The sequence below is a fragment of the Schaalia turicensis ACS-279-V-Col4 genome (assembly GCF_000296505.1).
GTDB lineage: Bacteria > Actinomycetota > Actinomycetes > Actinomycetales > Actinomycetaceae > Pauljensenia > Pauljensenia turicensis_A.
Genome location: NZ_JH815209.1, coordinates 672298 through 692284 on the forward strand (window position 1 = coordinate 672298; position 19987 = coordinate 692284).

At 56.3% G+C, this 19987-nt stretch carries 13 protein-coding genes; 3 read left to right on the forward strand and 10 right to left on the reverse strand.

Going from position 1 to position 19987, the window contains the following annotated elements; genetic code table 11:
- Positions 1–32 precede the first annotated feature (32 nt).
- The 4 genes from HMPREF9241_RS06740 to HMPREF9241_RS06755 form a co-directional block, all read right to left on the reverse strand.
- Positions 33–2972 (reverse strand): UvrD-helicase domain-containing protein, encoded by a 2940-nt coding sequence (locus HMPREF9241_RS06740; RefSeq protein ID WP_006681539.1) that lies wholly within the window; start codon positions 2970–2972, stop codon positions 33–35.
- Positions 2973–3280: 308 nt separating this feature from the next.
- Complete coding sequence (locus HMPREF9241_RS06745; protein WP_006681540.1) at positions 3281–4771, reverse strand: DUF1846 domain-containing protein; 1491 nt, start codon at positions 4769–4771, stop codon at positions 3281–3283.
- Between the two features lie 174 nt (positions 4772–4945).
- Positions 4946–5596 carry a LuxR C-terminal-related transcriptional regulator gene (locus tag HMPREF9241_RS06750; RefSeq protein ID WP_006681541.1) on the reverse strand — a complete coding sequence of 217 codons (651 nt, stop codon included), beginning with the start codon at positions 5594–5596 and terminating at the stop codon, positions 4946–4948.
- Positions 5597–5666: 70 nt separating this feature from the next.
- Positions 5667–6827: an ATP-binding protein gene (locus tag HMPREF9241_RS06755; RefSeq protein WP_040318668.1), complete on the reverse strand. Its 1161-nt coding sequence runs from the start codon at positions 6825–6827 to the stop codon at positions 5667–5669.
- A gap of 247 nt (positions 6828–7074) precedes the next feature.
- On the opposite strand from HMPREF9241_RS06755, the gene HMPREF9241_RS06760 reads away from it, so the two are divergent.
- Both HMPREF9241_RS06760 and HMPREF9241_RS06765 read left to right on the forward strand, forming a co-directional pair.
- Positions 7075–9015 carry a PspC domain-containing protein gene (locus tag HMPREF9241_RS06760; protein WP_083856956.1) on the forward strand — a complete coding sequence of 647 codons (1941 nt, stop codon included), beginning with the start codon at positions 7075–7077 and terminating at the stop codon, positions 9013–9015.
- A complete protein-coding gene (locus HMPREF9241_RS06765; protein ID WP_006681544.1) occupies positions 9012–9347 on the forward strand; it encodes a hypothetical protein in 336 nt (111 codons plus the stop codon). Before HMPREF9241_RS06760 ends, HMPREF9241_RS06765 begins: the two co-directional genes overlap by 4 nt.
- 162 nt (positions 9348–9509) lie before the next feature.
- Here the strand turns inward: HMPREF9241_RS06765 and HMPREF9241_RS06770 are convergent, their stop codons facing one another.
- Entirely contained in the window at positions 9510–13208 is a 3699-nt protein-coding gene (locus HMPREF9241_RS06770; protein WP_050998803.1) for an alpha-L-fucosidase, read from the reverse strand.
- 481 nt (positions 13209–13689) lie between these two features.
- Positions 13690–15531 (reverse strand): methionine--tRNA ligase, encoded by a 1842-nt coding sequence (gene metG, locus HMPREF9241_RS06775; protein WP_006681546.1) that lies wholly within the window; start codon positions 15529–15531, stop codon positions 13690–13692.
- A 295-nt stretch (positions 15532–15826) separates the two neighbouring features.
- Between metG and HMPREF9241_RS06780 the strand changes: the two genes are divergently transcribed.
- Complete coding sequence (locus tag HMPREF9241_RS06780) at positions 15827–16402, forward strand: isochorismatase family protein (protein ID WP_006681547.1); 576 nt, start codon at positions 15827–15829, stop codon at positions 16400–16402.
- Positions 16403–16487: 85 nt separating this feature from the next.
- Here HMPREF9241_RS06780 and rsmI read toward each other — a convergent pair whose 3' ends face one another.
- The 4 genes from rsmI to HMPREF9241_RS06800 all read right to left on the reverse strand — a co-directional run bounded on the left by rsmI (position 16488) and on the right by HMPREF9241_RS06800 (position 19983).
- The gene (rsmI, locus tag HMPREF9241_RS06785) at positions 16488–17345 is read right to left on the reverse strand and encodes a 16S rRNA (cytidine(1402)-2'-O)-methyltransferase (protein WP_006681548.1); all 858 of its coding nucleotides are present in this window, start codon (positions 17343–17345) and stop codon (positions 16488–16490) included.
- A 117-nt stretch (positions 17346–17462) separates the two neighbouring features.
- On the reverse strand, positions 17463–18302 hold the full coding sequence (locus HMPREF9241_RS06790) for a metal ABC transporter permease (protein WP_040318582.1): 840 nt from the start codon (positions 18300–18302) through the stop codon (positions 17463–17465).
- Positions 18299–19225, reverse strand: a complete 927-nt coding sequence (locus HMPREF9241_RS06795; RefSeq protein WP_006681550.1) for a metal ABC transporter permease — start codon at positions 19223–19225, stop codon at positions 18299–18301. The genes HMPREF9241_RS06790 and HMPREF9241_RS06795 overlap by 4 nt, the downstream gene beginning before the upstream one ends.
- Positions 19222–19983, reverse strand: a complete 762-nt coding sequence (locus HMPREF9241_RS06800) for a metal ABC transporter ATP-binding protein (protein ID WP_006681551.1) — start codon at positions 19981–19983, stop codon at positions 19222–19224. The genes HMPREF9241_RS06795 and HMPREF9241_RS06800 overlap by 4 nt, the downstream gene beginning before the upstream one ends.
- Between the last annotated feature and the right edge of the window lie 4 nt (positions 19984–19987).

Consider the following 19987-nt stretch of genomic DNA (forward strand, 5'->3'; position numbering starts at 1 on the left):
GTTCGTCCTAAGAACGCCAATTTATGTTCGATTCAGATTTTTTCTAGGGGTGCAACTCGAAGAAGCAGGCGCTTCTCCGCTTCGCTGAATTTGACCCGAGCAACCGTTGTTTTCCCCTGACCTTCGAGGCCAACAACAGTTCCCTCCCCCAGACTCGCGTGTTTAACCCTATCGCCAACCTTCAAGTCAAGGAGTGGTCGGCGCGTATTGCGTGACGTTTGTTGCGCACCCATGCGTATGGTTTTCCCGGTTCGAATACCTGTGACTCGAGAGGCAGTTTCTGCTTTACCGGAGCCAAAAACTGGCCCATCATCATCCAAGGCACGACCGGTGCGCGAAGAGTAGGAGCCCGACCCCCATCCGCTCCCCCAGGAGCTTTCGCGCGAACGCAGTCGTTCACTTGCAGTTGAGGATCGGCGAATATCGCATAGCTCCGGCGGAATATCTGCGAGGAACTGGGACGGCAACATCTCTTGCGGACTACCCCAAGCTGAGCGAATAGAGGCTCGAGTCAGATACAGTCGCTCACGCGCACGCGTAATTGCCACGTACGCAAGGCGACGCTCTTCCGCAAGCTCAGACTCATCCCCAAGCGACCTTTGATGCGGGAAGGTCCCATCTTCCATGCCGGTGACAAACACGATGGGGAATTCCAGCCCCTTCGCTGTATGCACCGTCATCAACGTCACCTGACCACTTCGCTGGTCTTCAGATGGAATTTGATCCGAATCTGCAACGAGTGCGACTCGCTCAAGGAAGTCGACCACACTACCGCGCGGGTTCACGTGCGCGAAATCAATCGCTACTGAGTGCAATTCTGCAAGGTTTTCCACGCGCGAAGCATCCTGAGGATCCTCCGACTTTCGTAGCGTAGCGAGGTATCCCGTCTTATCCAGGATCTCCTCGAGAATATCGGCAGTCGACACCCCCTTTTCACTTGCTTGCCGAGTAGATTCGATAAGACCCCAGAACGCCGCAATCGACTTTCGCGCTCGCGGAGAAAGGCCAAGGACCTCGCGCTGTTCACCACTGGGGGGCAACTGCCGGCTGGGCAAATTTCCGATCGACGAGGCCGAGTTTACATCTTGAGCATCCGGCGGATTTTGCTCGAATGTACGTACCTCTACGTCTGCCCACGCACTGAGCGCATTGTCTACGATGGCCCCCGGTGTTTCAGACTCAACAAGGGAAGGCTCGCTTGTTTGTTTCCCTAAGTCTGTGGCGTTCGATGGGAAAGGTTTACCCGAAGGAGAATCAGAAGAGGTGGCAACATCGACGAGCGATGTCGCATCGCTTTGACTGACCGTCGGATATTGCCATTCAATACCTTCACTTTCACCCAGCGGGCATCCTTCGCTTTCCCAGACGTCTCGGACAGCTTGGCCGAAGGAAATACCGTATCGAGAAGCATGGACTGCGATAGCGTCTTCAGCTTTTGCGCCGATCCCACGACGCGGAACGTTGATAATTCTGCGGACGGCAACGCTGTCATCAGGATTGGAGATCGCTTGCAGGTAGGCCAGCGCATCTTTGATTTCTTTGCGCTCGTAGAATCGTGTTCCGCCGACCACGCGGTAGGGAATTCCTTGACGCACAAGGAGTTCTTCAATGGCACGTGACTGGGCGTTTGTACGGTAAAAGACTGCAACATCACCATATGAAGCACCCTGATCAGCCAGGCGATCAACTTCAGACACGACAAAACGTGCTTCATCATGTTCAGAATCAGCTGCGTCAAGAGTGATGAGCGCACCATCGCCTGAAGCTGTCCACAGGTTTTTTGGTCGACGCCCTTGGTTGCGCGCGATCACTGCATTCGCGGCAGAGAGAATATTCTGTGTCGACCGATAATTCTGCTCCAGAAGAATCGTGCGAGCACCCGGAAAATCGCGCTCAAACTGCTCAATATTGCGGATTGTTGCACCGCGGAAGGCGTAAATCGACTGGTCTGAGTCACCAACCACGGTGAGCTCACCGGGTTCTACTCCGTCATCGCCATCGCCGACAAGTAGGCGAACCAGGACATACTGCGCATGGTTCGTGTCTTGATACTCATCCACCAGAATGTGGCGGAAGCGCCGATGATACTGTTGAGCAATCAGTGGCTTGTCTTTCAGCAACTGCACCGTTGCCATGATCAGATCATCGAAGTCCAGCGCATTCGATTCGCGCATTCTCTTTGAGTATTCGCGATAGGTGTTTGCGACGATCTTTGAAATTGGGTCGTTTGCGCAGGTTTCCTCGTATTTGGCGGGAGTAATCAGTTCATTTTTTAGATCTGAAATCTTGGCCGCGATCATTTTGGGTGAGTATCGCTTCACGTCGACATCCATCGATTTCAGGATCATTTGAATGAGTCGCTGAGCATCCTGCGCGTCATAAATGGTGAACGACGAAGTCAGACCGGCGGCCTCGTGCTCACGTCGCAGGATTCGCACGCAGGCCGAATGGAACGTCGAAACCCACATATACTCCGCGCCATGACCGACCAGCCCGCCAACCCTTTCACGCATTTCTGCGGCGGCTTTGTTGGTGAACGTGATCGCAAGAATCTGCCCTTGTGTGGCTCGCCCCGTAGCAAGAAGGTAGGCAATTCGGTGAGTAAGCACGCGCGTTTTCCCGGATCCCGCGCCCGCCATAATCAGTAGCGGTCCACCGTCGTGGACGACAGCTTCGCGTTGCTGATCGTTGAGTTCTCTAATGAGTTCGTCCGGTTCAGAAAAACGAGGCCGGGACTGCCAGTCTGAAGGTTCTTCACTTCCATTGCCCGAATAGCCGAACGCAGATTTCGAACTGGTCCTATTCGCCTGAGAGAAGTACTCAGATTCATCCAAAACGGGCACAACATCCTCACCTGGAACGGATCCGCCGGGGAAGTCATACACCGGCGACTCAGGCCCAGGTTCTGGCGCACCGCCCCATTCTGAGAATGAAGCGGAGCCAAGATCGGGAAGAGAAGTGAAATCAGTCATCGCTCTCCTAGCCTAAAACAGACCATGTAGAAACCAATCTGCAAAACGTCCGACAGGTGTTCATCCTGAGAAGTAGCCGGGGCTTCGGGTGAACAAGCACGACCATGACAGCGCGCAATCACGCCCGCAACAGTGAACAAGCGCAGCCCCACGGTGAACAAGCACGCTACCCTTCGCGTGAACAAGCACCGTAAAAACGCAGATCACACACGTTTGCTTCTACGAAGACGGTGAACAAGCACGGCAAACGCTGAACAAGCACGGCACCTCGGTACAAGCGCGCCCACGCCCGCTCAACCCAACCAGTTCTACTTCTTGCGATACAGCGACTTGGTTGCGTAGACGGGTTCGTTCGTCACCTGAACGCCAAGCGAACGGAAGATGCCTTCATCCACTGAGCCGAGAATCGTCGAAGTATGAACGTCACAGCCCTTCAACTCGCCTAAGCATTCAAGAGCTCGGCGGGCGTTGCCATCAGTGGAAGCAGAGACGGCCAGCGCGATCAGGACCTCGTCGGTGTGCAGACGCGGGTTCGCGGAACCCAGATGCTGAGTCTTCAAAGTCTGGATCGGCGTGATCGCGTCGGGCGACAGCAGCTTCACCTCAGAATCGATACCCGCCAGGATCTTCAGGGCGTTCAACAACATGGCCGATGAACAGCCAAGCAGAGCCGACGTCTTACCCGTGACGATCTGACCGTCAGCCAGTTCAATCGCAGCAGCCGGAGCGCCAGTTGATTGAGCGAGCGCAACCGTCGGCGGGACAACTGGGCGATCGGTCGGCGTGATTGACAGCTTTGACATCGCCAGAGCGATGCGTTCCGATTGAACCGGCTCAGACAGTTCTTTCTTTTCGGTCACCAATGCCTTGTAGTAGCGACGGATCACTTCCTGCTTGGACGCTTCGCGGCACGCGTCGTCGTCGCAGATCGACTTGCCCGCCATATTGACACCCATGTCGGTCGGGCTCTGATACGGGGATTCGCCCAGGATCTGCGTGAACAAGCGCTGTAACACGGGGAAGATTTCGACGTCGCGGTTGTAGTTAACGGTCTTTTCGCCGTGGGCTTCCAGGTGGAAGGGGTCGATCATGTTGATGTCGTCAAGGTCAGCAGTTGCCGCCTCGTAGGCGATGTTAACCGGGTGGTCTAGAGGCAGGTTCCAGATCGGGAACGTCTCCCACTTCGCGTAGCCGGAGCGGATGCCACGCTTGTGGTCGTGGTACAGCTGGGACAGGCAGGTTGCCATCTTGCCGGAGCCCGGGCCGGGGGCGGTGACGACGATCAGGTCGTGGGCGGTCTCGATGTATTCATTTGCGCCGTAGCCTTCATCCGAGACGATGCGCGCAACATCGTTCGGATAGCCGGGGATCGGGAAGTGGCGGTAAACGGTAATACCGAGGCGCTCGAACTTCTGCTTCACGGCCTGCGCTTCGCGATTATCGTCAGTCCACTGAGTAATAACAACAGAGCCGACGTACAGTCCGTAGTCGCGGAATTCGTCGATGTGGCGCAGGACCTCGTCGTCGTAGGTGGTGCCGAGGTCTGCGCGCACTTTATGACGTTGGAAGTCCTTGGCATTCACGGCGACGATGATTTCGACGTCGTCAGCAAGTTCCTTCAGCATGACGACCTTGTTATCCGGGGTGAAGCCGGGCAATACGCGCGATGCGTGCATATCGTCGATGAGTTTGCCGCCGAACTCCAAGTAGAGCTTTCCACCGAAGTCAGCGCGCCTTTGGGCGATGTGCTGAGACTGGAGTCGCAGGTAGGTGTCGCGGTCAAATCCGATACGGTGCATGGTCTCCCCTACTGAAAGCTCTGAATGCCAAAGCAATATTCGTAACGAATGGAGATTACCGCGTCAGCCGGCTCAGGGGGCGCCTCTTCGGTCGCCTTTCGCGCCTCAGGGTCGAAATGCGTTCGGGTTCACAGCAGACTTTCGGCTTCGCGATTTTTATTCACGAGGCTGACCTCACACGATGTGACGTTGCATTGCCCAGCGGGTCAGTTCGTGACGGTTCGACAGCTGAAGTTTGCGCAACACAGCCGATACGTGTGTTTCTACTGTTTTCACCGAGATGAAGAGCTCGGAGGCTACTTCCTTGTACGTGTAACCGCGAGCAATCAGACGCATGACTTCCTGTTCGCGAGCGGAGAGAAGATCGAGTTCGTCGTCACCGATGGCAACCTGCCCAGTGCCGAATGCGTCAAGCACAAAGCCGGCAAGGCGAGGACTGAACGCCGCGTCTCCGGCAGCAATACGACCGATAGCTTCAAGGAGTTCGGGGGTAGAAATCGACTTGGTGACATACCCGCGAGCGCCACTTCGGATGACCTGAACGACATCTTCGGGTGAGTCTGAGACAGAGAGGGCTAGGAAGCGTAGACCCTCAATATCTTGGCATCGAGCGGAAACCTCTGCTCCACCGCCACCGCGACCTCCGGGCAGGTGAACGTCGAGCAGGGCGACATCGGGGCGAAGTTCATGGCATGCCGCGATTGCTCCATCAACGTCTGCTGCTTCGCCGACGATTTCGAGGTCTGCGCCGGAGTTTTCAAGTTCTGCGCGAACACCAGCGCGAACCATTGCGTGGTCGTCAATCACGATGAGTCGAATTGTCATAGGTCTATTCTCTTCGCTTTTCTTCACTGCCGTGGTTGCGGATAAGTGTTTCTTGTTATTGAGCGTTTGCTTACTCTCTTGGGAGGCTGAGTTCTACTTCTGTTCCGCTCTGAAGCATTCTGATTCTGGCTTTTCCTCCTACGCGTTCCATACGACCGATGATTGAGTCACGAACGCCGTGCCGATCGCTCGGGATTGAAGCCAGATCAAATCCTGAACCGGAGTCTTTGATGAACGCTTCGATAACGTTCGGTCGAACTTCAACATATACAGAAACGGGAGGTTCGCCGTGCCTGACGGCATTCGCTACAGCTTCTCCGATTGCGGCGACCATCGCTAGCTCACCAGGACCCGGGACAGTATCTCCGACCGCAACAACATCAACGGGGATACCGTGACGGCTTTCCACCTGTTCGACGGTGTTTCGGATTGCTTGCGACAATGACTCATTTGCCTGCGTACGACCGGTGTAGAGCCAGGATCGTAGCTCTCGTTCTTCTGCAAGCGCTAGTGCTCGTACGCGAGCGGGGTCGGAAGCGGCCGAACGAATCAGTGTGAGTGTTTGAAGAACCGAGTCATGCAAGTGCGCTGCGATGTCGGCGCGCTCGGCCTCGCGAACTTCTCGTTCACGGCTTACTGAAAGGTCTTTCGACGTGCGTAACCAAAGCGGAAGTAATGCGAACAGCACGCCGGCGACCACGACCGCACCGATCAGGCCGCCGCGAAGCAAGATGATTGGCGGGTCTCCGCGTCCGGCAAGGAAGAGCACGCCAGTGAAGAGGAGCCCGATTCCCGCGCCGATGATTGCCAGAAATTTGGATGATCGCCACTGCTGAATATGTGCCCCTTGGCTCCACACCAGTCCCAAGCCGGCGATGATCAAACCTGCCGATGCTACGTCGAACAGACGGGCGACATTCGTCCAAGCAAACAGTGTTGCAACGAGGGCCGCAAGCAGAATCAGCACTCCAGCAAGCAGGAGCTGTCCCCTACTTGCATCGTGCGGATTGCCCTGTTTTTTCGTTGCTAGGTTGGCTCCGATCGGAGCGCCCCCAACACGGATGCGTTGCCCATCATCTTCGGGGACCATTGCCCACAGCCAGACGTAGAGGATCATGCCCGTTCCACCGAAGAGTCCAGCAAGGACCATCAGCACGCGAACAAGCGTGACTGACACTCCGAGGTGAACAGATAGGCCGGAGCAAACCCCAGCGATGCGGGCGCTCGGCATATCTGCTGATATTTCGCGCGCACGTTTCAGCGGAGCACGGTAGGTAGAAGGCATGGGAGGACGCCAGCCACCGACAGTATTGGCCATGCCGGGCTGAACGGGAATATACCCTTTGTTTTCGCCTTCATTCACACGACCTATCTTCACATCTTTCGAACAGCGACCGCGACTTTAAGGGGCTAAATCAGGGACAGTTAAGGGATAACCCCACTGTCGCCGGTTCAGCGAAGCGACCACACTGTTGAGTATGGACATGAACTCTTCGCACCCGTACGGTCAGGACACGACCGGGGACACCCCTTCCGGCAGTGGCTTCAACCCGAACGACGCAAATGCGTCGAATGCTGCTTTCAACGGCAACGCTCAATACCCAGGTGGACCAGGTTTCAGTGGGCCAGGTTTCACTCCGAATAATGGAACGTTCCCACCGGGCCAGGGTGGATACAACACGGGTGGCGGATTCTTCGCCTCCATCCGACGTTCCGGATGGTACCGCCCATCAGTGAGGACCATTGGTGGCGTGTGCGCAGCGATTTCCGCCCGAACCGGTTGGGACTTAGCGCTTGTCCGCGGGCTCAGCATTGTGGCAATGCTGGTCTTCCCGCCACTGTTGGCAGCCTACGGTCTTGGGTGGGGTCTCCTTCCCGATCAGATGACTGGACGAATCCACGCTCAAGAACTCGTAAATGGTCGATTTGAATCAGGACAGGCGGGCGCAATCCTGTTCATCCTGATGGGAAGCACCTCAGCTTTCCCATTCTCAGTCGTGATCGAAGAATTACCCCTCGTCCCACTCGGCACACTGCTTGTCTTAGTGGCGATCATCGTCATCGCCGTTATTCTGGTCCGCCACGACCGCCAGTCAGCAACCCCGACATTTCTAGGAAATCCGCCAATAAACATGGATCCGAATAGTCAGCCTGGGCACTCCTCTTCAGCTTTCGCTTCAACCTCCATGAACGAGGCCGGTCAGCCCACTTCAGACGCAACGAACGTTTCAGGGACCGGTGCCACATACTCCACCCCCCATCCGGGCATGATGCCGACTCCTGCGTGGGCGGCCTCGTCCCCAAATCCCACACAGCCAGCAACCCCATACACCGGAGGTTTTTCGCAGGTTCCAAACGGCGCGTATCACAATAATGCCGGAACACCATACCAGCCGGCATATCCGAATGCTCCTATGAATTCGGCACCTTATCAGGCTCCCAACACGCCGATGAACAATGGAGCGAACAACTGGATTCCACCGCTGACTCCGTTCGTCCGTAGCGTCGGGCGCCGGACAAACTTGGTCGTCACCGGTCTTGTTCTTCTGGCAATGGCGACGACATTTGGACTCATGTACTACTACATGGACAATGGCTCCGCCGAGATGCTGATTTTCGGCACGAAGATCGGTCTGATCGGTGGTGGCATCTGCATGCTTATCACAGGTCTTGCCCTCGCGATCGCATCAATGCGTGGACGGAAAGCCGACTGGTTGGTCGCCCTGTCAATAATCGGCGCGTTCTTGTCCTTGCCGACTGTCTTGTTCGGCATCGCAACGGCCTCCGAATACACCGCTTCCTTCGATTATTCGAGCGAAACGCTAGTCAGCGATTGGACCGAATCGACGGTCTATTCTTCTCGGGGGAGAGCGTTGCTTGACATCTCGCAGGCTCCCGCGGGAACTTCCAAAGAAATCGTCGTTGACCCTAGCGTGAGTGACCTAGAGATTTCTGCGCGCACCGATCAGCCGGTCCGCATCATCTGCGAAATGGGAATTCAAGAGGTCGAGTATTCTTTCGATAACACTCACCCTTCAAAGAACAGGACGTGGGTGAACGCCCTGCGTGGATGCAACGATTCAGTTGACGCAGAAAATCCGGTATCGGTTCAATCCCCGACCTTCAACAACAGTGACGGGATCACGGTTCGCATCACTTCATGGATGTGGAGCTTCAACTACGAGGAAGACTGGTACGGCAATACTCCAGCTCCTTCTTCAGCGCCCGAATCCGGCGAGGGCCAGTCTGGTTCGACTGGCCAGTCGGGAGCGCTTGATCAGGGACAATCAGGTTCTTCCTCCTCACAGTCCGGGGCTAGCACGCCTGGCGCATCCACTTCTTCCACTACTTCAGGAGCCGACGTTTCCCCCGTATCGTGGGTTCTCTCGGCTGACTCAACGCTAAGGAGCGCAGCATGACCACCTCTCATATGCCTGATGAAGCAACGACCGAGTTCAACGTAGCCGACGAGACAACCACCATGCCCACCTCCGAGGAGCAGCCGACTAAGGTTTGGACCGCAGCAGACGCCGCAGCACATGCTCCAGAACCCGTCGTGGAAGTTTCAACGAAACCTCGGGTAGGGCAGCTCATCTGGGCGCTGATCGTTATTGCCATCGGAGTGTTCCTGATTGTTCTGCCGTTCTTGAACGTCGTACAGTTGCCGTTTGTTTTCATCGGCCTGATTGCAGCGCTCGGCCTAGTGCTGATCATTTCCGCGTTCTTCGTCGGCAAGCCGAAAGAACGTTAGCCCGCTTTTTCAGTCGAGCACAGTGCATCTTTGACCGCGCTTGTTCACCATCCGCCCTGCACACAACCGCGCTTGTTCACCATCGGGCGCACACAACATAAAGAAGGTGCCTCGGGAACAACCCCGAGGCACCTTCATCTATGCCAGGCCGACACTCAACGATCAGTCACGCACACGCCTGCGCGCAGCAAACCCAGCCACACCAGTAGCGAGGAAGAGAGCCGAAAGCTCTGCAAGCAAAACCGCATCAGCACCCGTTGAAGAAAGCTTCTTCACCGAGGCTTTCTTCACAGGCTGAGAATCACCAACAGGCTTATCGGCATTCGACTGATCCGGAACAGGCACAGCATCCGCGGGAAGAACCTCGAACTTAATGATGCTCTCACCCGACTTGCTCACCACCTTCACAGTGTGCTCGCCAACTTCAAAGCCAGCCGGAACCTTCCAATCAGCCTGAGCAGTCCCCTGCTCGTCGTCATACTTGATATCGCTTTCAGGGATTACAACTGGCTCCGAGTGAACGGTGAGCTTAATACGCTCGCCCTTCTTCAGACCCTTCACACGAATCGACAGAGTATCTCCAACCTTCACCTGAGCAGCACCCAACTCAAGAGTCGGAACATCCGCCTGACCAGGCTCATCACCACCAGGGTTCGGAGTCGGAGTCTGCTGGTGCAGAACAACACGAAGCGGAGCCGTTACTGCTTCACCTTGCGAGTTGGTTGCAACCGCACGATAGAGATGCGACTGGACGTCCTTCGATGCCTTCAGGCTCAACTTGTCAGTTGTTGCTCCTTCGATTGGAGTCCACGAATCTTCAGCACCGCTGACCTCACGTGACTGCCATGCAATCGTCGGAACGGGCATACCTGAAGCCGTCGTGGACAGGACGACGGTTTCGCCCTCGTTCACTGTGACTTTCTGCCACGCACCATCGTCAGCCGGTTCAAGAACCGAGTCGTTCAAGCTAGCGGACAGCGGGGTGAGGGCCGGCTTTTCGACGATATTGATCGTGAGTGGCTCAGAGTACGCTGTCTCGACGCTATTCGTCGCAGCAACTCGCACCTTCAAACCGTGGTGCTTCGCGTCGATCTCAAACGAGTAGCCCTGCTGCGTCTGGCCTTCCACATCGTTCCATGTCTGACCATCAGCCGAAGTCTGCCACTGAAGCTTAGGGGCGGGGAAGCCGCTTGTTTTAGCAGTAAAGGTCAGGATTGATCCGGGAACAGCGTTCAGCTGGTCGCCCGAAACGCTGAAGCCTTCTTCAGGGTCAGCAACTGCGCTAATAACCGCGGTGGGAGCAGTGTTCTGCCCGTAGACCTCAACCTCAGCAAGGTTGAGTTCCTTCCAGTTTCCTGGCAACATCACACGAATGTAGCGAGCCTGGTAGCCATCGAAATTCAGACTGGTCGGGAAATCAGCCTTCTCTTCGACCTTGAAGTACTTGAGTTCTCCTGCTTCACCCTTCTTCTCAATTTCTTCGCTGGATAGCTTGTCGTCAAGCTTGTCCTTCGAAGCAATAACGTAGAAGCCCTTCAGGCGCTCCGCACACGACTGGTTTCCGTTGCACTGATCGTCAGCAGAACGGTTGTAGATGTTAACCTGTCCGACCGGAACTGTTTTCTCAAGGTCAACCTCCCACCAGGGATCATTCTGCGTAGCCGTTGCGCTAACCGAACCGTTGTCCCACTTTCCATCCGTGTTGCCGTCGACGGCTCGGGATGCTGGGCCGTTCCAGGCGCTGTCAGAAGACTGGCGTGCAGGCTTCTTGAGGGCCAGGTTCAACGAGGGATCGACAACCGTCAGGGTTGCGATTTCCGACGTGGCTGTTCCAGCTTCGTTGGTGGCAACGACAAAGAAATCTGCTTCATTGTCATCCTTTGTTGTGACGAAGGTGTACGAGGAATTCGTTGCACCCTCAATCAGTATGGCCTCGTCCTCGTCCTCGGCACCATCCTCGTCCTCGGCACCGTCCTCATCCTCGTCCTCGTCGTCGGCATCAATGCGGTACCACTGGTAGGTCGGAGCTGGGCGACCCGAGGCGCCGGCAGTGAAAGTGACGGATTCACCTTCGACGACCTGTGCGTCGCTCGGTTGAGACGTGAAGGTCGGAGCAACCGAGGCAGCGTGATCCTTGTATGCTGCCACCTTGATCGATTCAACCTTGACGTTGAGAGCATCGGTGTAATAGCTCGGGTTTGCCAGCTGGATGCGAAGGCGAGAGACCTCATTCGGGTTCATCGTGTACCCGGAGATGGGACGGGTCTTCAGGTCAATTCCTTTGAACAGGTGAGTGACGCCGTTGAAGCTCACGTTGTATTCAACGTCGTCTTGGAAACCCGACGATTGGGTGAGATCAAATTCGACATCGCCGTACTTTTCGCCAGAGCGATCAACGATGTAGGCGTCCAGGATGGCCGCGTCGCGCGAGGCGCCAACGGTGCGTTCGACAATATCGCGCGTCGGGATGGTGCCACTTCCGTGGTCGAGGTTCACGGTCTGAGTGGGGACGTAGCGTGCTTCACCGTCAAGGGCAACCTTGATGACAGGACGGTACTTGTCAGGGGATTCTCCGGACATCGTCACTGTCAGGTCAAGGCCGTTGCGGGCAAATTGAACGGGGGTTCCCTTGCCATCAACCGTGACTGAGGTGACCTTGTTTGCCAGTCCAGGAACGGTGATTGATTCTCCGGACTTCCACTGGTTCGGGAAGATGTACAGGTCTGAACCATTCACTGTCAGAAGAGCGTTAGACGGTGCGGGGATCCATGTTGCACTTGCTCCGTCGATGGCGTGCGGGTGGTCAGTGTGCCATGTTCCTAGTTCCTTCAGAACATATTCGTCGTATTCAGGGAAGGAACCGTCACCCATCGGACCGACGTTGAAGGCGAAGTTTCCGCCGTTGGCTACGACACCGACGAGGTTCGAGATCGTCTCGCTAATTACTCTGTTAGCTGTGCCCGCTGCGCGATTTGCTCGGGAGTCTGAACAGTAGGACCAGCATTGGGGGAAGATGGATCGGATGGATTCCCACGGACCGATACTGAAGGATGAGTGGACCGCGTTGTCACCACCAACGTTGAAGTCACCTTTGTTGTTCCACACGCGAGAGTTCACGACCGTTGTATTCGGCTGCAGTTCATGGACCTTGTCGGCCATCTTCTGAGATTGTTCCGCGGTCGGGCGACCCATGTCGAACCAGAACTCGGCGATTGGACCGTAGTTGGTGAGTAGCTCGGTAATCTGGTCGAGGTTGTATTGAAGGTGTTCTTCAGTGATGGGGTTGAGGTTGGAGTAGGGCTCGGGCTCATGCTTCTCCCAGTCGATGATGGAGAAGTAGAAGGCGAGCTTCATGTCGATCTTGCCGCATTCGTCAGCGAGCTGTTTCATCGGGTCTTTCCCGAATGCTGTCTGCTTGACGACGTTGTAGTCCGTCGTCTTGGTGTCCCACATGGCAAAACCGTCATGGTGCTTCGAAGTCACCATGACGTACTTCATGCCTGCGTTCTTTGCGGTCTGGCAGATCTTCGCAGCATCCCATTTGTCTGCAGTCATCTTCTTGGCTTCTTTGAGGTATTCCTCGCGAGGAATGTTCATCCAAGCCTTGATTTGTTCCGGGTAGCCGATGCGCTGGCGTTGTCCTTTGTAGCTTCCTTCGAACATTGAGTAGACACCCCAGTGCATGAAGAGACCGAATTGCAGTTTCTGCCATGCAGCGATGCGTTCATTCGTGGACTTTTCCACTGCTGCGGGCGCACCAAGGATATCTCCAACGTTTTCCTGCGATGTTTGCACCGAGGCAAATGCTGGCGATAGTGCGCCACCCCCGATGAGCAACGCGGCGGTGGCCAGGCTACTCACGATCCGTCGTCGTAACATACGGCGGTTCCCCTTTCGAGTGTGTTAATGGGACAGACATCGTTGTCTTTTCCTCTTCGTTGAGGTTTCCCATTAGGGAATCGTAATGACGAAATAGAAGCGATTTCTTTCACTTGATGATCGAAAATATTAAATTCGATAGTTTTTCGACGGTTCGATTAATCCTTACTCCAAAAGGTCCTAGGTAAAGTAGTTTCTGAGAAAACTAAAAAATATCCTTATGCCTTTTCCTATTGCCGAGGCCACGCTCCCCAAAATCACCGCGCTTGTTCACCATCCACCCTGCACACAACCGCGCTTGTTCACCGTCTACCCCCGCACACAACCGCGCTTGTTCACGGCGCGGGCGGGCATAAGCCAGGGGCAAGTGAAGAAGGCGTGCCTTGCCGTAGACAGACGAAAGGTGGGAAGCGGACGAGCTTCCCACCTTTCGCGGTGTTGAATGAGTTGAGCTTACAAAGGCTCAGGCTCCGGTCACATCATCGGGAGCTGAATCCGCGTAGCGTGCGAGTTCTTCTTCGACGATGGCTTCGTCGAGCTTGGTGAAGACAGGCGTCGGCTTCGCGATCGGGGTACCCACCGTGATGAGGTGGCGTTCCCACGTTGGAGCTGAGGTGTAGTCACCCGTAATAATCGGGTATCCGTTGCGGCCGTCGAATGCTTCGGGCAGAACCTGCGGGTCGAGTTCTTCGACCTCTTCGATGCGTGGCATCGGAGCGATGTTGCCCGCACCGCCCATGACGCGGTCAATGTCGTTCGCTGCGTGAGGGAGGAACGGCGAGAGCATCAGGTTGAGATCAGTGACAGCCTGGGCGAGGGTATGCAGAACCGTTGCAAGTCGTTCACGCTGTTCGGGTGCCTTGAGCTTGAAGGGCTCGGTGTCGGTGACGTACTTGTTGGCTTCGCTGACCAGTCGCATCGCTTCAGAGAGTGCGGCCTTCTGACGGTGGTGACGGATCAGGTCACCGATAGTTTCGAAGCCTTTGTTGATTTCGTCCAATAGCGCACGGTCGATATCTTCAAGCTCGCCGGGAGCAGGAATTTCGCCGAACTTCTTGGCGATCATCGATGCCGTTCGGTTGACCAGGTTGCCCCAGCCGGCGACGAGTTCGCCGTTGGTGCGGCGGACGAATTCTGCCCATGTGAAGTCGGAGTCGGAGGTTTCCGGGCCTGCTGCGCTGATGAAGTAACGCAGGGCATCTGCCTGGTAGCGAGCCAGGAAATCACGGACGTAGATGACGATGCCGTGGGAGGAAGAGAATTTCTTGCCTTCCATGGTGAGGAATTCGCTGGACACAACTTCGGTCGGCATGTTGAGGACGCCGAGCGTTCCAGGCTTTCCACCCTTGGTACCCTGACCGTTGTAGCCGAGCATTTCGGCAGGCCAAATCTGGGAGTGGAAGACGATGTTGTCCTTGCCCATGAAGTAGTAGGACAGGGCCTCGGGATCATTCCACCACTGGCGCCACGCTTCGGGGTCGCCGGTGCGACGTGCCCACTCGATTGATGCTGAGAGGTAGCCGATGACGGCGTCGAACCAGACGTAGAGGCGCTTGGTCGGCTGGTCTTCCCACCCGGGAACTGGGATGCCCCAGTCGATGTCGCGCGTCATGGCACGCGGGCGGATGTCTTCGAGGAAGTTCTTGGAGAACTTGATAACGTTCGGACGCCAAGTGCCGGACTGTTCACGATCGTCGAGCCATGCGGACAGGGCTTCGGCGAGTGCAGGTAGGTCGAGGAAGTAGTGGGTGGACTCAACGAACTTGGGGGTCTCGCCGTTGATGCGCGAGTGCGGATCAATCAGGTCGGTGGGATCCAGCTGGTTACCGCAGGCGTCACATTGGTCGCCACGAGCGCCTTCAGTACCACAGATCGGGCAGGTGCCTTCGATGTAACGGTCGGGCAACGTGCGTCCAGTTGAGGGTGAAATTGCTGCGCGAGTGACCTGTTCGATCATGTATCCGTTGTCGCGGACAGTGCGGAACATTTCTTGGACGACTGCGTAGTGGTTGCCGGCGGTCGTGCGAGTGAAGAGGTCGTAGGACAGGCCGAGCGCGACGAGGTCTTCGACGATCAGTCGGTTGTTGCGGTCTGCAAGTTCGCGAGCGGTCACGCCTTCGCCGTCTGCTGCGACGAGGATCGGAGTACCGTGTTCGTCGGTTCCGGACACCATCAATACGTCGTGTCCTGCCATTCGCATGTATCGCGAGAAGACGTCGGAGGGCACGCCGAATCCGGCAACGTGTCCAATGTGACGGGGACCGTTGGCGTAAGGCCAAGCTACTGCAGACAAAATACGGCTCATGGTTCTAAGGATAGTGCCCCGTCGGGTATATTCCGAACTCGCGTCTCCCCGTTCCCCCACCGCGCTTGTTCACCACACCCGCCTCCCCACACACCGCGCTTGTTCACCATTTCAGTGGGCACGTATGACCCGAATTCACTGATGCATTTCTTCAACAAGCGCGCTCAAAGGGCTTAATCACGGCACTGCAGGCTTCTTGTTTCCACGAGCGTTTGCCCAAAAGCTTGAACAAGCGCGGTCAAAACGGTGAACAAGCGCAGTAGAGTTGAGGGCAACATACATAAGAGGAGCTCAGATGAAACGCGCACTCATCATCGTCGATGTCCAGCCCACTTTCTGTGAAGGCGGGGCTTTACCCGTTGAAGGAGGAAATGCGTGTGCAGAGCGTATCCGCACGTATGTGGATGATCATCGCCAAGAGTACGGCTTTATTGCGACGACGCAGGATTGGCATATTGATCCGGGAGCTCATTTCTCTGCGACCCCGGATTATGTGGACACGTGGCCACCGCATGGCGTGGCCGGTAGTGCCGAAGCGGAGTTGCATCCTGCCATTTGGGACCTCGACGTTGATGCCCACGTGAAGAAGGGCCAGTTTGCGGCTGCCTACTCTGGGTTCGAAGGGATGGACGAGGCCGGGACTTTGCTCGGCGATTTACTGGATGGTGCCGGAGTGAATGAGGTTGATGTCATCGGTTTGGCGCAGTCTCATTGCGTGTGCGACACCGCGTTGGATGCGAAGAAGGCCGGTTTTACCGTGCGAGTGCTCTCCGACCTGACGGAGCCGGTATCACCGGAAACTGGGGCTGTTGCGTCGAAGAAGTTGGCAGACGCTGGGATCCTGGAGGTTCCTTCAACCGAGATTAGCTAAGAGGATTCTGGTTCCCTACCAAGACGCCGGGGCGGTGCTACTGACACGTAGCACCGCCCCCCATTTCAGGTCATCTGCTCACATATCACTGTTCTTTGTAAGCGAGAGCAGCTTTATAAAGTTCGTTCTTCCGCAAGCCTGTTGCTGAAGCAACTTCGGCTGCCGCGTCTTTGAGTCGCATTCCTTCCGAAGCTAACGCAAGCACTGTTTTCACATGGTCTTCAGCGCTCTTCTTGCCTTTGAAACCGGCGATAACAATCGTGATTTCGCCGAGTACTTCCCCCTCCGTCTGGGTAATCAGGTCCGATAGGGAGCCTCGTAAAACTTCTTCATATTTCTTTGTCAGTTCTCGACACACGACTGCTTGACGCTCCCCGCCGAAAGCACTGGCCATACGTTGCAGGGTGCCATGAACGCGTTTGGCTGATTCAAAGAAAATGAGAGTGTGCGGGTCGTCCGCAAGCGCTTCGAGGTAGGCGCTTGCTTCACCGTCTTTACGGGGTAGGAAGCCCTCGAAGCTGAAGCGGTCAGAAGGCAGGCCTGAAACAGCAAGCGCAGTAACAGGGGCCGACGGACCAGGCAATGCAGAGACGTGAACACCACGTTCGACCGCTGCTCGCACCACGCGGAACCCGGGGTCTGAAACGGTTGGCATTCCGGCGTCAGAGACCAGCAGGACCCGCGCTCCGCTTTCGGCACAGTCGACGAGGCCCTCTGCCCGGTCGCCTTCATTGTGATCGTGCAAACTGAGAACTTTACCGTTTACTCGAACGTTCAAACGGCTAGCCAGGGCCAGCATGCGCCGGGTGTCTTCCGCTGCGACAACCTCAGCTTCTTGCAGGGCCCTGATAAACCGTGGTGAAGCGTCGTCCACATCACCGATCGGGGTTGCTGCAAGCAGGATGGACGCAGGGCGTTGTACAGGTTCACGTTGTTCTGGCACGGTCTCATCGTCTCATCGAGCTGGGAGGCAGTACAAGCCACGATTGGCCTCGTCGTTGAATTCACGAAACCCACATGGCTCGCGTTCGGGCGAACCGCAACCGACCGCCCGGCCTCGTCACCCTTGCGCGCAACGAGCCCACACGATCAGACGAGTCGTGGCAAAGAAAATACCGGCGAAAATCGCGATCATGCCACCAACCGAAAGGTTGAACACCACACCGCACGCGAAACCGACCACTCCGATTCCCAGCCCCGCGAGCGGAGCAGCAACCATGAAGTGTGGCCATGACTTCACCAGCGGGGCAAGTCCCGCCGCGGGAGCAGCGAAAAGCGCAATCGACAATACGGTGCCGACGGCGGGAATCAACAGGACGATTGCACCGATGACCATTGCGATACTCAGGCTCTCAAGAAGACGCGTGTTCATCCCGCGCGTCAATGAATCAATGGGGTCGTAGCTCTTAAAGACCAGCTCTTTCCCCCACACGGCAACGATGATGAGCACCACCACTAGACCCGCGCCGGCCGACGCAACATCCCAGGAGTTAACCGTCAGAATCGAGCCGGTCAGAAACGACTGGATTTGAATCGGCAACGGCGAAAACCAGCGGTACAGGAAGTAGCCCATCGCGAACCCAAAGGTCAGCACAATGCCGGCGCTTGCCTGTGATGAAATCCCCGGAATTCCACCGATGAACCGCATCAGCCCACCTAGGGGAAGACAGAAAAGGAAGGCGCCAACAAACAGGGCAAGCGACATCTGCTCATGACTCGCCCCAAGCGTGGCGGCGATGACTACGCCCAGAATGCCTCCTGGGAATGTTCCGTGCGTGACTGACTCGGCAAAGAAGATTTTCCGGTCGAGGAAGGCGAAAGCGCCGACCAGCCCGGCGAGTAAACACACGGCAACGAGCTCCATGACAGGAAGGAGAAGAACATCCAGATGAGAAATCAACAGCGCACCTTTCCCCTTCGTTTCCCGATCGCAGCGATACCGACAGCGATGAAGAACAGTGCAACAAGGACAAGGACGACACCCGCTTGCGGAGAGATGGGGCGCGGGCTGGGGGTCAGGAGAAGTTGCATGCCTAGCCAGCTGGCAAGAAGGCTCACGCTCACTCCAATAATGCTCGCTTGTCGTACTGTTCGCCCAAGCAGACGCCCTGTCGCCCCTGGAACGATCAAGAACGCGATGACAAGAAGCACGCCGATTGCCGACGATGCTGCGACAACGACCGCGGCAATACACGCGTTCAGCGCGTAATCGATGCCTCTGAGGTTGATGCGTGATGCCAGCGCTCCCTGCCGGTCAAACGCAACGTAGAGGTGTTCCTTCCACGTTAGCGCAAGCACGATTCCTGTCAGGATAAAGACGACCAGCGACTGAGCAAGCCCAGAGTCGGTCGTTTCCAACAAGCGCCCGAACATGAGGGCTTCCAGTTGCCCTGACATATCACCGACTTTGAGGGAAATCGTCATGCCGAGTGCGAAGAAGGCAGTCAGAATGACCGCTGTTGCACCTTCATGCGCTGATTCGTTGTCGCTTTCTCGCTTGGAAGACTGGCTTGCCACTAGTGCAATGACAACTGCGATGCCAGCACAACCGGCACCAATAATGATGGCGTCGCTCCCGCCAACGATGAACCCGACGACGATTCCGGGGAACACCGAGTGCACCATGACTTCGGCGTTAAATTCGGCTTTTCGTAGGTTCACTAGCGTACCGACGAGGCCGGCCACAACTGATAGAAGGACAAGAAATATAAAGGGCCGGAATAGGAAGGGATAGGCCGCAAGACCCCTGAGCCCCACGATTGATTCGGAGAGCGCTCGCAGGTGTTCAACGAGCGTTGCAACGCCATCGGACAGCGTGTTCATGCGACTTCTCCACTTTGATTGTGGGAGTCGGAACAGGTCGCAAGTTCACACGCCTCAGTTTCAAGGCTTTCGGATCCGTATGCCTGTTTCATTAGCTTTGGGGTGAGGACTTCGCGGACGGGACCGAAGGCGATCTGGCGCCCAGCGACAAGGATTGCTTGATCGCAGACGTCATAGGCTAATGAGAGATCGTGTGTTGAAACGACGACGCTTGTTCCATCATTTTTTGCGCGTCGAATGATTCCGAGTAGGGCATCACGATTGGGCTGGTCCAAACCGTTGAAGGGTTCGTCCAGCAGAATCAGTTTCGGTTGGGCGATAAGTGCGCGCGCTACGAGTACACGCTGGCGTTGCCCGCCTGATAGTTCACCGAAACGGTCCTTGGCTCGGCTGAGAAGACCAACATTTGTCAGAGTGCTGGCGACTTTTTCTCGGTGGGCTTTCCTGGGGAAACGGGCAAGTCCGATCTGTTTGTAGAGACCCATCATGACGACTTGTTCAACAGTGATGGGGAATGTCAGGTCGAGGTCAGCCGATTGAGGGACGTATCCGATGGTGTCGGGAATGCCGTCAATGTGTCCTTCGAGGATAGGGACGCTTCGGGCTAGGGCTTTGAGTAGCGTCGTTTTTCCAGATCCGTTTGGGCCGACTAGGGCGAGCGCCTCACCGGGGTTCATGCGCCCTTGAACCCCGGTGAGGACGACGCGCGTCCCGTAGCCAACTCCAGCGTCGTGAAAGGTGATGCCGTTCGTGGTCACGGGT

Excerpts from the sequence above, each read along its gene's own strand:
- HMPREF9241_RS06740 (WP_006681539.1), bottom strand. The coding sequence starts at position 2,972 with ATGACTGATTTCACTTCTCTTCCCGATCTTGGCTCCGCTTCATTCTCA.
- HMPREF9241_RS06745 (WP_006681540.1), bottom strand. The coding sequence starts at position 4,771 with ATGCACCGTATCGGATTTGACCGCGACACCTACCTGCGACTCCAGTCT.
- HMPREF9241_RS06750 (WP_006681541.1), bottom strand. The coding sequence starts at position 5,596 with ATGACAATTCGACTCATCGTGATTGACGACCACGCAATGGTTCGCGCT.
- HMPREF9241_RS06755 (WP_040318668.1), bottom strand. The coding sequence starts at position 6,827 with ATGCCGAGCGCCCGCATCGCTGGGGTTTGCTCCGGCCTATCTGTTCAC.
- HMPREF9241_RS06760 (WP_083856956.1), top strand. The coding sequence starts at position 7,075 with ATGGACATGAACTCTTCGCACCCGTACGGTCAGGACACGACCGGGGAC.
- HMPREF9241_RS06765 (WP_006681544.1), top strand. The coding sequence starts at position 9,012 with ATGACCACCTCTCATATGCCTGATGAAGCAACGACCGAGTTCAACGTA.
- metG (WP_006681546.1), bottom strand. The coding sequence starts at position 15,531 with ATGAGCCGTATTTTGTCTGCAGTAGCTTGGCCTTACGCCAACGGTCCC.
- HMPREF9241_RS06780 (WP_006681547.1), top strand. The coding sequence starts at position 15,827 with ATGAAACGCGCACTCATCATCGTCGATGTCCAGCCCACTTTCTGTGAA.
- HMPREF9241_RS06795 (WP_006681550.1), bottom strand. The coding sequence starts at position 19,225 with ATGAACACGCTGTCCGATGGCGTTGCAACGCTCGTTGAACACCTGCGA.